The organism is uncultured Tenacibaculum sp., from assembly GCF_947504135.1.
GTDB lineage: Bacteria > Bacteroidota > Bacteroidia > Flavobacteriales > Flavobacteriaceae > Polaribacter.
The window spans coordinates 25,253-42,328 of the sequence record NZ_CANNGG010000001.1 but is presented as its reverse complement, the minus strand read 5'-3'; the positions used below and the strand labels follow the sequence as shown (position 1 = coordinate 42,328).

Here is a 17,076-nt window from a genome sequence, read left to right as displayed (position 1 = left end):
AAAAGTAGAAAAAAAGCATAACTATGCGTATTACGTGTAAAGTGTGTTTTTTCAATAAAAAGTATAAAACAATATATGGCTGAAGGCAAAAAGTTAAGACTAAATAAGGTTTTAAGAGAACTAAACATTTCTTTAGATAGAGCTGTAGAACACCTAGCTAAAAATGGCTATGAGATAGAAGCTCGCCCTACTACCAAAATATCAGATAAAGAATATCAAATTTTATTTGATGGTTTTCAAACTGATAAATCTAAAAAGGTGGCCTCTAAAGAAGTTAGCGAAGAAAAGAGAAAAGAAAAAGAGGCAATTCGTCAGCAATTAGAAGAAGAACAAGAAAAGAAGAGATTAGAGGAAGAAGCTAAAAAGCAAGAAGTTTTAAAAGCCAAAGCAGAAAAGTTAGAGCTTAAAACGGTAGGTAAGATTGATGTTGAAACAGGTAAAGCTGTAGAAGATAAAGCGGAAGAGCCTGTAGTAGAAAAAAAGGTAGAAGCTTCTAAGAAAGAAGAGCCTAAGGAAGAAAAGCCAGTAGAAACTACAGTTAAAGTAGAAGAGAAAAAGCCAGAGCCTCAAAAAGTAGAGCATTCAAAAGAAGAAAAAATAGTAGAAACTCCAAAGAAGAAGGTGAAAGCTGAAGAGCCTAAGCAAGAAAATAAGCCTATCGAGAAAAAGGCTAAGGAAGTAAAGCAACCTACAAAAGAGGTAGAAGTTACTCCTGAGAATGCTGAAAAGATTAAAACTCAGTATAAGAAATTAGATGGTCCTAACTTTACAGGTCAAAAAATTGATTTAAAGCAGTTTGAAAGACCTAAGAAGAAGAAACCTGATAATAAAGGTGCTGCAGCAAATGATGGAGATAAGAAGAAGCGTAAAAGAATAAGCAAACCTGCAGGAAGTGGTAACAATACCACTAGATCAAATCAAGGACAAAACAGAGGAGGTCAAAACAGAGGAGGTCAAAACCGCGGAGGACAACGAGGAAGAGGAAGACAAAATACCGCTCCAAAAGAAGAACTAACAGAAGCACAAATCCAAAAACAAGTTAGAGAAACCTTAGAAAAACTTCAAGGTAAATCTAAAAAAGGGAAAGGTGCCAAGTATCGTCGTGATAAGAGAGACGCTCACCGTCAACAATCAGAAGCAGAATTACAGGCTGCACAAGCAGAAAGTAAAGTGCTAAAAGTAACGGAATTTGTTACTGTAAGCGAAGTAGCAACGATGATGGACGTTCCTGTTACTCAAATTATTTCTAGTTGTATGATGTTAGGAATGATGGTAACAATGAATCAACGTTTAGATGCTGAAACGTTATCAATTGTAGCTGAAGAATTCAATTATACAGTTGAGTTTATTGGGGCTGAAGTAGAAGAATCTATTGAAGAAACTGAAGATAAACCAGAAGATTTAGTTACACGTGCTCCAATTATCACAGTAATGGGTCACGTAGATCACGGTAAAACATCGTTACTAGATTACATCCGTAATGCGAATGTTATTGAAGGTGAATCAGGAGGTATTACACAGCACATTGGTGCTTATGCAGTAAAGGTAGGGGATCAGAAAATAGCCTTCCTAGATACACCTGGTCACGAAGCCTTTACAGCAATGCGTGCTCGTGGTGCTCAGGTAACCGATTTAGTAATTATCGTAGTAGCTGCCGATGATGATGTGATGCCACAAACAAAAGAGGCAATTTCTCATGCACAAGCAGCAGGAGTTCCAATTATTTTTGCAATAAACAAGGTAGATAAGCCTAACGCAAATCCAGATAATATTAAAACACAACTTTCTTCTATGAACTTATTAGTAGAAGATTGGGGAGGTAATATTCAATCACAAGAAATTTCTGCTAAAACAGGACAGGGGGTTGATGAATTATTAGAAAAAGTATTATTAGAAGCTGAAGTATTAGAGTTAAAAGCAAACCCTAATAAGAATGCAAACGGAGCTGTTGTAGAAGCTTTATTAGATAAAGGTAGAGGATATGTATCTACAATATTAGTACAAGCAGGTACATTAAAAATTGGAGATTATATCTTAGCAGGAAAACATAGTGGAAAAGTGAGAGCTATGTTTGATGATAAAGGAAGAAAAGTAAAAGAAGCAGGACCTTCTACACCAGTATCAATTTTAGGTTTAGACGGTGCACCACAAGCAGGTGATAAGTTCAATGTATTTGAGGATGAGCGTGAAGCTAAGCAAATAGCAGCAAAACGTTCTCAATTACAACGTGAACAATCTGTTAGAACACAAAAAACATTAACACTTGCAGAAATTGGTCGTCGTATTGCACTAGGAGACTTCAAAGAGTTAAACATTATCTTAAAAGGAGATGTAGATGGTTCGGTAGAAGCTTTAACAGATTCATTCCAAAAATTATCTACAGAAGAAATTCAAGTAAATATAATTCATAAAGGAGTTGGTGCAATTACAGAATCTGATGTGTTATTAGCAACAGCTTCAGATGCAATTATTGTTGGGTTCAATGTACGTCCGCAAGGAAATGCACGTGCCGTAGCTGACAGAGAAGAAGTAGACATCAGAACGTATTCAATTATCTATGATGCAATTAATGACTTGAAGGATGCAATGGAAGGAATGTTATCTCCTGAAATGAAAGAAGAAGTTCTTGGTAATGTTGAAATTAGAGAAGTTTATAAAATTTCTAAGGTTGGTAACATTGCAGGATGTATGGTAATGTCAGGTAAAATTACAAGAGATTCTAAAGTTCGTATTATTAGAGAAGGAATCGTTGTTCATGACGGTGTATTAGCTTCGTTAAAACGTTTTAAAGACGATGTTAAAGAGGTAACCAAAGGATACGATTGTGGTCTTCAAATCAAAGGTTATAACGACATTAAAGAAGGTGATGTTATAGAAGCTTATACTGAAGTAGCAGTTAAGAAAAAACTTAAGTAATTACTTACTTTAATATAGAACATATAAGGTGCCTAATTAGGCACCTTTTTTTATACTTTATGGTTAAAATGACTTTTATAACTCTATTAATCGCTATGAATTTTAAAAAAGATATTATTGTCTATTATTGTTCGCAAGTAATATTTAAAGGGTTTAAGTACTTGTAATACAGTCTTTAAAAATATTTTTGATTGTATGGTGAAAATTATATATTGCGTATCGTTAAGAAACTTTTCATTTCGTTATTAAAACAACAAAAAATTAACAATATCTTCCTTAAAAGTTTTGTTTGTCGTTTTTTAAAAACAAAAAGACACTTTAAGTGTTTTAAAAAACTAAATTTTCACAACATGAAAAGCTTTACAGCTAATTATCTTTAAAAAATAGCAAAAGGAGAGATTCAGGCTAGATTAGTAAACGGAAAAATCTAAACTCCAGTTGTTTATCAGGTAATTTACCGTCAAGCAAGTGAAAACTTATCTTTATCAGTATTACAAGACCAAATTGATGCAATGAATGAAGATTTTAACATGCAGAACCCTAACAGAGGAGCAATGCCTGCTGAGTTTGCTGGAGTTGAAGCAAATGTAAATATCGATTTTGTTATAGAAGATGTAATCAGAGTTCAAAACACTAAAAAGAGAAGTTGCAGACCAGATGATTCAATGAAATTCACTTCTTCAGGAGGTAGTGACGTTGTTAATCTACAAGAGTTTTTAAACATTTGGATTGTTAACGTAATGCCATATAGAGGAGGGCAAATTTTAGGATATGCACAATTTCCAGGAGGTAGTTGTTCTACAGACGGTATAGTTTTAGCACATCAATTTGTAGGTCGTAATCAAAGAACAGCTACACATGAAGTTGGTCACTATTTAAACTTAAGTCACATTTGGGGTGATGGTGGATGTGGTGCTAGCGACTTTGTTGCTAATACTCCAGACGCTGATGGAAATAGTAGAGGATGTCCTACTTACCCAGTAATTGAGTGTGGAAGTGCTAACATGACTATGAACTTCATGGACTACTCTGATGATAGCTGTATGTATATGTTTACAGAAGATCAAAAAGCTAGAATGAATGCAGTTTTCGCTCCAGGAGGATTTAGAGCTACAATGGCAGACTAATCAAAACTCATACGAATTTCATACTTAAAGACGTTCTTTACTTAAAGAGCGTCTTTTCATTATTATAAATTATAAAAACTAAGAATACATGAAATATCTAAAAGTAATAGCCCCTGCGGTATTTTTTTTGATGATGAACTGTGCAGCACAAAACACCTCTAAAAACTTTGATATGATCGCTTATGAAGCGCAAACAAGAGGAAGTTTAATACAAATAACTGTTGATGATAATAAGGTAACTTATAAAACTAATCAAGAAGAAGGAACAAAGGAAATTTCAAAAGAACAACTCGAAGAATTAAAAAAAGTAATAGATGAGTTGAACTTAGAAGAAATAGGGAGTTTAACTGCACCGAGTGAAAAAAGAATTACTGATGGAGCCTTACATGCAGAATTCACCATAAAAATAGGTGATAAGGAATATAAATCGATTACGTTTGATGCTGGGAACCCTCCAACGGAATTAAAGAAGTTAGAAGGTTTACTTTACAGTATTTCTAATAAAAAGGAATAAAAAAAACCGAGCGTATAGCTCGGTTTTTCTTGATTTATGTTTTAGGCTATTATAAACCTTTTGTCCATCCGTTAGTCCAATCAGGAGCAGCAGCACCGTTACCAGCACCTGTAGCAGTTCCTTCAGTAATGAATGATTGGTTAACTCCAGTATAGTCAGTTAAAGCGAAACCATCAACATTTTCAGCAAACTGAACGTTAGTCATTTTTAAATCTCCATTTTCAATTCTTACAGCAGCTTCAGCGTCAGTATCTTTTACTTTTACTCCTAAATCTACACCAGATACGTAGAAGTTTTCGATAGTAAAGTTACCACCACCTTCTTTGTAATATAAAGCACCTTCAGTTACAGGTCCTACGATTGAGATGTTTCTTAAAGTTGCGTTTGTTACAGGAGCAGCATCACCATCGTTACCGTTGTTAGATCCTTCGATACCAGCTTTAGCACTTCCTGAGATATACCAGTATTCACCAGTTCCAGCCCATCCGTCAGCAAAGTCAATTGAATCATCTCCTGAGTTAGTTGAAACTAAATATTTACCGTTAACAGTACCTCCGAAGAACTCGATTCCGTCATCACCACCTTCGTATGATTGAACATACTCTACAGTAGTTCCAGAACCAACACCGAATAAAGAAAGTCCGTTAAATTCTTTAGAAGAGTTAAAAGTAGCTCCAGTGTACTCAATTCTTAAGTAACGGATAGATCCTGAGTTGTCATTAGCAATGTTACCACCATAAGCTAAACCAGCAACTTCAGAAGTAGCAATATCACCTACGTTTGTTGGTGCTTGACCACACACTACTAATCCTCCCCAATCTTTAGGAGCAGGAGTAGCTGCACCAGATGTCATTACTACAGGATTGTTTGCTTCACCATCAATGAAGATTTGTCCTCCTTGAGCTACAGCGATGTAAGCAGAAGTACCACCAGTAGCTTTAATAACTGTTCCAGCAGGAATTGTTAATTTTCCACCATCTTTTACTATGAAAGAGCTTGTTAATTGGTATTCAATATCAGCTTTTAAAGTAACTTCACCAGTAACTTCACCAGCTAAGTTTTCTTTAGAAACTCCACTGTTACTTAGTCCTCTTGTCCAACCAGCAGTCCAATCAGGAGCAGCAGCACCATTACCAGCACCAGAAGTAACTCCTTGACCGATGAAATCTTGATTAGCTCCAGTATAGTCAGTTAAAGCGAAACCATCAACATTTTCAGCAAACTGAACGTTAGTCATTTTTAAATCTCCATTTTCAATTCTTACAGCAGCTTCAGCGTCAGTATCTTTTACTTTTACTCCTAAATCTACACCAGATACGTAGAAGTTTTCGATAGTAAAGTTACCACCACCTTCTTTGTAATATAAAGCACCTTCAGTTACAGGTCCTACGATTGAGATGTTTCTTAAAGTTGCGTTTGTTACAGGAGCAGCATCACCATCGTTACCGTTGTTAGATCCTTCGATACCAGCTTTAGCACTTCCTGAGATATACCAGTATTCACCAGTTCCAGCCCATCCGTCAGCAAAGTCAATTGAATCATCTCCTGAGTTAGTTGAAACTAAATATTTACCGTTAACAGTACCTCCGAAGAACTCGATTCCGTCATCACCACCTTCGTATGATTGAACATACTCTACAGTAGTTCCAGAACCAACACCGAATAAAGAAAGTCCGTTAAATTCTTTAGAAGAGTTAAAAGTAGCTCCAGTGTACTCAATTCTTAAGTAACGGATAGATCCTGAGTTATCATTAGCAACGTTACCACCATAAGTTAAACCAGCAACCTCAGAAGTAGCTGTATCACCTACGTTTGTTGGTGCTTGACCACATACTACTAATCCTCCCCAATCTTTAGCGGCAGGAGTAGCTGCACCAGATGTCATTACTACTGGGTTTTCTTTGCTACCATCAACAAATATTTTTCCTCCTTGAGCTACAGCAATGTAAGCAGAAGTACCACCAGTAGCTTCGATTCTTGTACCAGCAGGAATTCTTAAAATTCCACCTTCTTTTACTATATAAGACCCAGTTAATTTATAAGTAACGCTAGCGTCTAAAGTTACTTCAGTAGTTACTTCACCAGCTAAATCTACTGAAGTACATGGTTGGCAAGATCCTCCACAATCTACACCTGTTTCATCTCCATTTTGAATTCCATCAGAACAAGAAGAAGTCTGTATTGGATCATCTTCTCCACAAGAAACTACCATTGTTAGGGTAGCAGCTGCTATCATTAAAGTAAAAAGTTGTTTTCTCATTTTTTTTAGTTAATTTATTTTAATGCTACAAAAGAAAGAACCCAACATTAACTTAGTGTTCTGCTAAAATTAATGTTGGGTTATTGGATTGTTAATTAAAAGTTATATGATAATGATAACTTAAAGTCAATACCTTTTTTGTAAGAAAGTATTCTAACGTCTTGATTATCTTGGAATCTTTCTATTGAAGGATTTAAAAGGTTCTTTGCAGAAGCCCCAAGACTTAATCTTTCGTTTAATTTAGATTTTAATACTAGGTCTAATGTTCCGAAACCTTTATCAACTAAGTTTCCTTTTCCATCAGTACCTAAAGCAAAGATTCTATCAGAGAAGTAATTGTATATTAATGTTGATTGAAAGTTCATTCCATTATTGAAGTCTTTTGAAAAACTTAAATCTGTGTTGATTAGTAAATCAGAAGCACCAGCAAAGCCGTCTTCAGTTTTACTAAAGTCTACACTAGTTCCAGGGTTTTCTTCAATAACTTTATCTTTATTTAGTTCTTGCTCATGGTTCATGTATGAAGCGTTTAAACCAAAAGATAATTTGTTGTTTAAAGCATTTTCTCCAATTTCTTTGTTGAATAATACTTTTCTTAATTCAAGTTCAACTCCATAAGCCATACCCCAGTCTCCAGTATTAGCATAACTAATATCGTTAGAAGCAGAGTTAATTCTGATTTCGTTAATTGGGTTTTCAATGTATTTACCAAAAACACCTACAGAGATAATCTCTTCTCTTTCAGGGAAAAATTCCCATTTAAAGTCAGCGTTATAGTTGTCTGAAGAATATAAGTTAGGGTTACCAAGAGAACTATTTACTACACCTTCGTAAAGGAAAGGAGCTCTTTCTTTAAATTGAGGTAAAGTATATGATTTACTTGCAGCAAATTTTAAGTTGTGCTTATCGTTAAGAGCATATTTTAAAGATGTTGCTGGTAATATTTGGAATTCATCTAATTCACTTTGACCAACATTAACAGAAGTGTTGTAATTTAATGATTGTTTAACTTGCTCACCTCTTACACCAAAAACACCTGTGAATTTATCAGAGAATTTGTATTCAAACTCTAAATAACCTGCGTTTATATTTTGATTTCCTCCGTAAGTTTGAGGTAATAAAACATCAATAGAAGCATTTAAACCTCCTCTAAAAGTTCCAATAGAATATAAACCTGCATTAAAGTTTGCTTGGTTAAAATAGCTATCTAAGTTATAAACATCATCAATGAATGGTTGCGCTGTTCTTTGGTTAATCACAAAGTTAAACTGAGTAGCATCAAAATCTATATTTTTAAATCTTCCACTATACCCTAATTTAACTTTAGCTCTGTATATATCATCACTGTTTTTAGCAAATTGATATGTAAATGCTGCGTTAGCTGCTATTTCTTCTTCTTCTAAATCTGAGTAGAATCTATGGTTGTCAGAATCATTACTGATTAAGAAAAATGATTTAGGACCATTTGGATCGTCGTTTCTATGTGGTAATACCGTTGTTTGTCTACGGTCAGGAACATTATTTTTGTTAAAGTTGTAAGCTGCTCCCCATTCTGCTTTAAAAGCATCACTAATTCTATGATCTCCTAATAATTGGTGAACATATAAAGTGTTTCTCATAAATGTTTGTCTTTGAATTACAGCTCCACCTTCAGGCGCATTATCAAAAACATCATATATTCCTTGGTAATCATCGTGAGAATTGCTAGAGTTGTTTACCATTAAGGCGTTATACTTTATCTCTTGACCTTTGTGCTTTAATCTAATATTACCCATAAAAGTAGTATTAGTGTCATAAGAATAAGATTCTCTAGTTAAATCTTTTCTAGCTACTCCAGAAACGTTAACATCTCCTCTAGCTACTCCTTCTTTATAACTGTAACCATTGTCAAATGATCCAACAGCAAAAAAGCTTATTTTAGTTTCAGGAGATAAGTTGTAAGAATCCCCTCCTTTAATAGCGATAGAAGAACTTACTGGGAAGTTACCCGTTTGTCTGTCCCAACTAGTTGTAAAGTTGTAGTTGTTTAATGGAAAAGCAGGATAATATGTTTTGTAAAATCCGAAATTGTTAGGCCCATCAGCAACGTAAAACTTACTTTTTTGCGATGCTACAGTGTTTAATGAAGACCCTAAGCTAACTTCAGCAAAACCGGCACCTTTATATACTTTTGAAGCAATATTGATGTTAGCTCCACCAAAATCTCCGTAGTTTTTAGTAGAGTACGTTTTATCTAAACCAATATATTCAACAATATCAGTAGAAAATATACTTAAGTCGATGTTTTTTCTTGATGGGTCATTTGATGGTAGTGGAAGTCCGTTTAATGAAGTTACATTGTATCTATCTCCAAGCCCTCTAACAAAAACACTACCTCCAGAGCCTTCTTGTTTAGAAACACCTGTAGTTTTTGTTACAGCAGTAGCAATGTCGCTAACTCCTTTTCTTGAAAGTTCTTGATTACCAATTTTGGTTTCAATAGTTACAGCTTTTCTTTGTTCTAAAAGTAAAGCACTTTCTTTTTCTCTACTAACGGTTGCGTTAATTTTTACTTCATCTAAAGCAACTCCTTGGTTAGCTCCTATTTCTTGGTTTACTGCAAGTGTTTCGTTTGCTTTAACAACTATAGCTCTTTCTTCTGTTTGGTATCCTACGAAACTAAAAACAATAGTTTGATTTCCTGCTGGAACACTTAAAGTGTATTTACCTTCCATATCGGTAGTAGCACCAATAGATGTTCCTTTAATAAAAACATTAGCAAAAGGCAATGCTTCACCGCTCATTTCTTTGTCAGTAACAGTACCAGTAACAGTACCTTTGCTTTGAGAAAATGCTAAATTACATAAGCTTAAAAAAGCTATAAATAATATTTTTTTCATTCTAATCTTTGAATTCTGTTTATTTATGGCGCAAAATTCAAGTTAAACAGTAAAGCTAATGTTATGTAGGGATTACTTTTGTATTATTAGAATGTTTACTTAATGTTAAGTGCTTTTAGTTATATTTCTTTAATGTTAATTACTGGTAAACTTTATACCAAAAACAAAGGTTCTTGGGGTAGCAGGACCGTAAATAAAGTTACTGTCTCTGTCTTTTCCTGTATCAAATTCACTTTGATAATCGTCTAAAATGTTCTTAATACCAGCGTTAAGTTCTATATTGGTGTTAAGTTTTTCTACATTAAAAGTATAACTAGTGTTAACACCTAAGTTAAAAAATGAAGGAGAGCTAAAATATTCACCAATATTTTCATTGTTATCAGTTGGTGGATTAAAATCAGGATTAGGTATAATGTGTAAAACATCCATTTGTCCTGTGTATACTAAATTTAAAGCAGTTTTAAATTTTTGATTAGGAGTATAGGTAGCTGTAGCGTACCCGTAAGTTGTGGGTGTTCGTAAAAACTCTCTTTTAGGTGATAGGTTGTGAAAATTATCAACAGCTGTATTAAATTTACTAGATTGATATGTGAATCCTGCGTCTAACTGAAAAATTCCATCGTAATTTAAACGGGTTTCTAAAGTAATTCCTTGTACAACAGCTCCGTCTCCATTTCTTTTTTCAAAAATTTCTCCAAAATTATCTCTATCAATAGCTTCTAAATAAAAAGCATCTTTTAAACTGGTGTAAAAACTCTCAATGGTAAAACCATATATATAATGTTCTGTAGGTTTGTCGTAATTAAAGGAAAGCGTATAACTATTAGAACGCTCTCTTTTTAAATCATTAGCTAATACAACTCGTGATACTCCTCCACCAGCAAAAGCAATGTGTAAATCGGTATCAAAAGCTTGCGGAGCTCTAAAACCAGTGCCCCAAGTTCCTCTAATTTGAGTGTTTTCAAATGGTTTGAATAATAATGATACTCTCGGACTCGCAACATTGTTCGTAATGTTTTTTTGAGTACCATCTGTTTTAAGTGTGTTTAATGTATGGTTGTCGTATCGTATTCCTGATAATAAGTTCCATTTATCTGAGATTTCCCAATCACTTTGAAAAAAGAATCCGTAGTTTTTAGTAAGCTGATCTACTTTGTATTGGTATGCATCAATAACATCAAAAACATCGTCTTGTACAAATTCACTTCCTAGTGTAAGTACGTTGTTACCTCCAAGAAATTCTTCTAATTTATGGTTGAGTTGTAGTCCTACTTGAAAGGTGGTTGTGGTTGAATTTCCATAAGGTGGATTTGCTAAATGTGCTGTGTCTTCAGTAGTTCCAACATTTGGACGAATACCTGTGTAATGATCTCTTCCAGTATATTGTGTAGCAAAATAGGTAATGATTGAACTTTTATCATCGTTAAAATTAATTTGATAATCAACATTTCCCACATACACGTCATGCACACGTTCTTCCGATTGCATTGTAAAATGCGGAGCATTATCAATCATTTCTCCACCATAACGATATTCATTCATTTTACTGAAGTTGATTTCTATTTTTTGGTTTTCAGTTGGAAGGAAGAATAGGTTTGTTCCAAATGAGTTGTTTTTTAACTCTGGAAGTTCAGAAAAGTTATCATCGTTAGCATCATACATGGCTCTTCTTCGGTTGTTGATAAAAAATGAAGCACCTGCGTTTCTGTCTTCATTAACTATGGTTGCATTTCCAGTAATAATATGGTCAGAAACTCCTTTTATATTCTGATGAGTATATCCTATACTATAATTGTTCTTCTTTGGAATTTTAGTAATGACGTTTACTGTCCCTCCAATCGCACTTGAACCGTATAAAGCGGAACCTCCACCGCGAACTACTTCGATGCGTTCAATCATGTTGGTAGGTACTTGCTCCAATCCGTATAAACCAGTTAATGGACTAAAAATAGGACGACCATTAATTAATATTTGTGAATATCCGCCAGCTAAACCATTCATGCGAAGTTGTGTGTAGTTGCAAGTTTGGCAGTCAGTTTCTACACGTAAACCCGTTTGAAATTTTAATCCTTCAGATAAATTACATGCCTGAACATCTGCTAAAGTTTGACTATTGATAACATTTACAATCACAGGGCTATTCGTTCTACGTTTATCTGTGCGTGTTCCCGTAATGGTTATTTGGTCTAAAATTTCTGCGGTTTCAGTCAATATAAAATCAACTATTTTTTCTTCGGAAGAGTTTAAGGTTACTGTTTTTCTTTCAGATAAAAAACCTACGAAAGAAGCAACTAAAACAAATTTACGTTTAGTGGTTTTTAACTTGTAGTTTCCATGTTCATCAGTAGTTGTTCCTTTTTCTGTTCCTTTTATAAATACACTAGCAAATGGTACTATATCGCCTGATGATGTGCTGATTTTTCCTTTAATAGTTTGTCCGATAGCAATATTTGATAGCAATAGAATTGTGAAAGCAACTAGATTTTTCATCTTGAAAATAGTTTGTTGTGGTGGTTTCTAAATAAAATTTGATACAAATATAAATATATTTTTAGGTTAGTCTAAAAATATATTTTATTAAACTAAAATTTATATATTTGTACATCTAAAAAAGAATATGATGTTTAGTCAATCTGAAGAAAATTATATAAAAACGATCTATCATTTAGAAGCTGATTTTAAAAAAGGAATAAGTACAAATGCTATAGCTAAAAAGTTAGATACTAAAGCATCATCGGTAACAGATATGATTAAGAAACTATCTGAAAAAGATGTTGTGACTTATAAAAAATATCAAGGAGTAACCTTGACCGATTTTGGAAAAAAAACAGCAGCTAATATTGTTCGTAAGCATCGATTATGGGAAGTTTTTTTAGTAGATAAATTAAATTTTTCTTGGGATGAGGTACATGAGGTAGCAGAACAGCTTGAGCATATCAAGTCTCCGAAATTAATCAACGAACTAGATGCTTTTTTAGAGTACCCTAAGAGAGATCCACACGGAGATCCTATTCCAGATAAGGAAGGAAATTTACAGATTATAGAAAAAAGTTTATTATCAACGTTGAAGGAAAATGAAATAGGAGTTTGTGTAGGGGTTGATGACAGTTCTTCAGAATTTTTACGCTTTTTAGATAAACAAGGAGTTGCTTTAGGAAAACAAATAAAAGTAGTAGAAAAAGAACCTTTTGATGGTTCTCTAGTTATAGAAATGGATGGAAAAACACTGTCTGTTTCAAATAAAATAGCAAGTAACTTATATATTCAAAAATCACGTTAAACAACTAATAAGAGATAGTATTATAGATGGATTTATTTAATCAATTAGTAGAATTTGGGAAGGAACACCCAATTCAAGCAGCATTATATGCATCGCTTTTTACCTGGGGATTAACAGCTTTAGGAGCTAGTTTAGTGTTCTTTTTCAAAAAAATGAACCGAGCAGTTTTAGATGGAATGCTTGGTTTTACAGGAGGAGTAATGATTGCAGCGAGTTTCTGGAGTTTGTTATCGCCAGCAATTGATAATAGTCCAGGTGAAGGGTTTGTAAAAGTAATTCCATCAGCAATTGGATTTGCTTTAGGAGCTTTAGCGTTATTCGGAATGGATAAATTATTACCACACTTACATATTAATTTTAAAGAACATGAAGTTGAAGGTGTTAAGACGAGCTGGCATAAAACAACTTTGTTAGTTTTAGCAATAACCTTACATAATATTCCGGAAGGATTAGCAGTAGGAGTGTTGTTTGGGGCAGCATCAACAATGGTAGGAGTAGAGCAAACGGAAATGATTATTGCAGCAATTTCATTAGCTATTGGTATTGGGATTCAAAACTTTCCTGAAGGATTTGCAGTAGCAATGCCGCTTCGTAGACAAGGAGTAAGTCGTTTTAAAAGTTTTTGGTATGGTCAAATGTCGGCAATTGTAGAGCCAATGGCAGCTGTTTTAGGAGCGGTAGCGGTATCGTTTTTTACACCAATTTTACCGTATGCTTTAGCATTTGCTGCAGGAGCAATGATTTTTGTGGTTGTAGAAGAGGTAATTCCTGAAACTCAACGAGATAAATATACAGATATTGCTACACTCGGTTTTATTGGCGGATTCATTGTTATGATGTCGTTAGATGTCGGTCTTGGCTAGAGTGTAAGCTATTTTGATAAGCATAAAATTATGATTCTTGCGAAAGCGGGAATCTTTTTTTTGGTTAAATTGCTAGCTCAATTATATTTTCATTTTGTTACAAAATCCATCAAATTTTCAGGTATATAACGCTTCGGCAGGTAGCGGTAAAACATTTACTTTAGTAAAAGAGTATCTAAAAGTTTTGCTGCAATCTGAAGATATTTTCCGTTTTCAAAAAATATTGGCAATTACATTCACCAACAAAGCTGCGGGTGAAATGAAAGAGCGTGTGTTGCAAAACTTAGAAGTTTTTTCAGAAGGGGAGAGTAATGATTTACTAGAGATTATTTTAAAAGAAACTTTACTTGACCGAATTGTTGTAAAAGACCGAAGTAAAAAAATACTAGATGAAATTCTTCGAAACTACTCTGCTTTTTCAATTACTACGATTGATAGTTTTACACATAAAATCATTAAGAGTTTTGCCTATGACTTAGGATTGCCGCTCAATTTTGAAGTAGAAATGGATGCGGCTTCATTATTGAATGAGGCAGTAGATGTACTCATTTCAAAAATTGGAACCGATGAAGCTTTAACAAAGTTGTTGATTGATTTTTCATTAGATAAAGCAGATGATGATAAATCGTGGGATATTTCTCGTGAACTAAATGAGTTTTCTAAAATTTTATTGAATGAAGACGATACAAAGCATTTTAGAAAATTAGCAGATAAACAGCTCGCTGATTTTACCAATTTAAAAACAAAACTATCCAAACATCAAAAAGAAATAAAAAAACGTTGGAAAGAAATTGGAGAAGAAGGTTTGCAAGCTATTCAATTAGTACAATTAAATCATAAAGATTTTTATCGATCAATGTTGCCAAATCATTTTGTAGCGCTAGCCAATAATCCTGAAAAAGCAAAGTTTTTTGATCAAAGTAAATTAAGAGAGCGAATTGAGGAGAGTAATTTTTATACCAAGTCAAAGTCAGATGATGTAAAAGCTGCTATTGAAGGACTTTTGCCAGAGTTACTACGATTATATACTGAGTCAGAAAAATTGTATCAACAATTTTTGATGAATAACTTGGCGTTAAAAAGTTTGATTCCGCTGGCAGTTTTAAACAATATTAATCAAGAACTTTCATACTTAAAAGAAGAAAATAACTTACGACTAAATGCTGAGTTCAATCAGTTAATTTCTGACAATATTAAAGATCAGCCTGCGCCATTTATTTATGAACGCATAGGGCAACGATTCATGCATTACTTTATCGATGAAATGCAAGATACTTCCACTTTGCAGTGGCAAAATTTAATTCCGTTAATCGATAATGCACTGGCGCAAGAAAATAGTAATTTGTTATTGGTGGGTGATGGTAAACAGGCTATTTATCGCTGGCGAGGAGGAAAGTCGGAACAGTTTATAGGCTTGGGATCAGAGAAAGACAATCCGTTTCCTGTTTCGAAAGAAGTTAGAACTTTAGAAACTAATTTTAGGAGTTATGCTGAGGTGATTAATTTTAATAATCAGTTTTTTCAACATACAGCAAATTTCTTGCAAAATGAATCCTACAAACAATTGTTTATTGATGGAAATAAACAGCTTGAAAACTCAAAAAAAGGAGGTTGTGTATCGCTGACTTTTTTGGAAAAAGAAGATGAAAAAGAAGATGAACAGATAAAATATCCGAAGAAAGTTCTAGAGCTTGTCAAAAGATTAGAAAAAGAGTTTTCGCTGAATGAAATCTGTATTCTGGTTCGAAAAAAGAAAGATGGAATTGCTGTGGCAAATTACTTGTCAGAAAACGGAATTGATATCATTTCTTCAGAAACCTTATTGTTAGAAAATAGTTCTAAAGTCAAGTTTATTATAGATGTTTTGCAGGTAATACAACATCCGAATGATAAAGAAACATGCTTAGAAATGCTCTATTTTTTGCAAGAACATTTAAAAGTAACAGAACATAAACATTCGTTTATTGCTGAGTTGATTAGTCTACCTAATGAAGCTATTTTTCAACAATTAAAAAACTACGGAACTACTTTTGAATTATCAACTTTTCATCAACTACCTTTTTATGAAAAAGTAGAAGAGATTATCAGAGGTTTTCAATTAATTACTTCTTCAGATGCCTATGTGCAATTTTTCTTAGATGTAGTGCTAGAACAACAACGAAGAGGAACAAGTATTCAAGAGTTTTTAGATTTCTGGTCAGAAAAAAAAGATAAACTGAGTATCGTGGCTCCTGAAAGTGGAAAGGCGGTACAAGTAATGACGATTCACAAATCGAAAGGATTGGAGTTTCCTGTGGTTATCTTTCCGTATGATTTAGATGTATATAGACAAGTCAATCCGAAAGTTTGGTTAGATGAATTACCTGATAATTTTGATGGATTTAAAGAATTATTAGTTCCCTTCAATAAAGATTTGAATTATGTAAATGATCGTGGTTCGGAGATTTATCAGCAGCAGCGAGAGGAGTTAGAGTTGGATAATTTTAACTTGTTGTATGTTGCATTAACAAGAGCTGTAGAACAGTTACATGTTATAACCGAAAAGAAAATTTCTTCGAAAGGAGAAGAGAATACGAATTTTTACTCAGGGGTTTTTATCAATTATTTAAAAGCTCAAAATTTATGGAATGATGACCAACTAGAATATACTATTGGTATTCCTGAAAGGATGAGTGAATCCAAAGAACAGAATAACGCAACTGAAATTCAAGAAGCGTTTATTTCTACTCCTTGGCAAGAGCACAATATTCAAATGTTGGCTAGTGCTTCTAAATTATGGGATACTGAACAAGGAAAAGCCATTGAGTTTGGTAACTTAATCCATGAAATGATGGCGGAAGTAACCACTAAAGAAGATATTAATGAAGCAATACTCAGGTATGAGCAGCAAGGAGCTCTTCCGAAAGAAAAAATAGAAGGAATAACTAAGAAGATTGAACAAATTATAAATCATCCATTATTACAAGAATATTTTTCGGATGAGGTAACAATTTATAATGAACGTGAAATTGTAGATGTCGATGGTCAAATTGTAATTCCAGACCGATTGGTGTTTAATCAAGATAATGAAGTAGTGATTATTGATTATAAAACAGGGAAGTCTTCCAAAGTATATCATCAACAATTATTAAAGTATGCAAGAGTATTGCAAACGATGAATTTTAAAGTTCAGAAGAAACTCCTCATATATATTGATGAAGAAATTTTGGTTGAAGAAGTTTAAAACCTAACTTTGAC

The 17,076-nt window shown here is 33.7% G+C and carries 9 protein-coding genes; 6 read left to right on the top strand and 3 right to left on the bottom strand.

Going from position 1 to position 17,076, the window contains the following annotated elements:
- Positions 1-75: 75 nt before the first annotated feature.
- The 3 genes from infB (at position 76) to Q0663_RS00195 (ending at position 4,557) form a co-directional block, all read left to right on the top strand.
- Positions 76-2,916, top strand: coding sequence for a translation initiation factor IF-2 (infB, locus tag Q0663_RS00205; protein ID WP_299004525.1), 2,841 nt, complete (start codon positions 76-78; stop codon positions 2,914-2,916).
- A gap of 512 nt (positions 2,917-3,428) precedes the next feature.
- Positions 3,429-4,043, top strand: a complete 615-nt coding sequence (locus Q0663_RS00200) for a M43 family zinc metalloprotease (RefSeq protein ID WP_299004522.1) — start codon at positions 3,429-3,431, stop codon at positions 4,041-4,043.
- 88 nt (positions 4,044-4,131) lie between these two features.
- Positions 4,132-4,557: a hypothetical protein gene (locus Q0663_RS00195; protein WP_299004519.1), complete on the top strand. Its 426-nt coding sequence runs from the start codon at positions 4,132-4,134 to the stop codon at positions 4,555-4,557.
- A gap of 49 nt (positions 4,558-4,606) precedes the next feature.
- On the opposite strand, the gene Q0663_RS00190 is transcribed toward Q0663_RS00195, so the two are convergent.
- From Q0663_RS00190 to Q0663_RS00180, 3 genes are all read right to left on the bottom strand, one after another.
- Positions 4,607-6,817, bottom strand: coding sequence for a hypothetical protein (locus Q0663_RS00190; protein ID WP_299004516.1), 2,211 nt, complete (start codon positions 6,815-6,817; stop codon positions 4,607-4,609).
- 95 nt (positions 6,818-6,912) lie between these two features.
- On the bottom strand, positions 6,913-9,696 hold the full coding sequence (locus Q0663_RS00185; RefSeq protein WP_299004513.1) for a TonB-dependent receptor: 2,784 nt from the start codon (positions 9,694-9,696) through the stop codon (positions 6,913-6,915).
- A 135-nt stretch (positions 9,697-9,831) separates the two neighbouring features.
- Positions 9,832-12,186 (bottom strand): TonB-dependent receptor, encoded by a 2,355-nt coding sequence (locus Q0663_RS00180; protein WP_299004511.1) that lies wholly within the window; start codon positions 12,184-12,186, stop codon positions 9,832-9,834.
- Positions 12,187-12,316: 130 nt separating this feature from the next.
- On the opposite strand from Q0663_RS00180, the gene Q0663_RS00175 reads away from it, so the two are divergent.
- The 3 genes from Q0663_RS00175 (at position 12,317) to Q0663_RS00165 (ending at position 17,062) form a co-directional block, all read left to right on the top strand.
- Positions 12,317-12,976: a metal-dependent transcriptional regulator gene (locus Q0663_RS00175; RefSeq protein WP_299003363.1), complete on the top strand. Its 660-nt coding sequence runs from the start codon at positions 12,317-12,319 to the stop codon at positions 12,974-12,976.
- 26 nt (positions 12,977-13,002) lie between these two features.
- Positions 13,003-13,839 (top strand): ZIP family metal transporter, encoded by an 837-nt coding sequence (locus tag Q0663_RS00170; protein ID WP_299004510.1) that lies wholly within the window; start codon positions 13,003-13,005, stop codon positions 13,837-13,839.
- A gap of 94 nt (positions 13,840-13,933) precedes the next feature.
- Positions 13,934-17,062, top strand: a complete 3,129-nt coding sequence (locus Q0663_RS00165) for an exodeoxyribonuclease V subunit beta (protein ID WP_299004508.1) — start codon at positions 13,934-13,936, stop codon at positions 17,060-17,062.
- Positions 17,063-17,076: the final 14 nt, after the last annotated feature.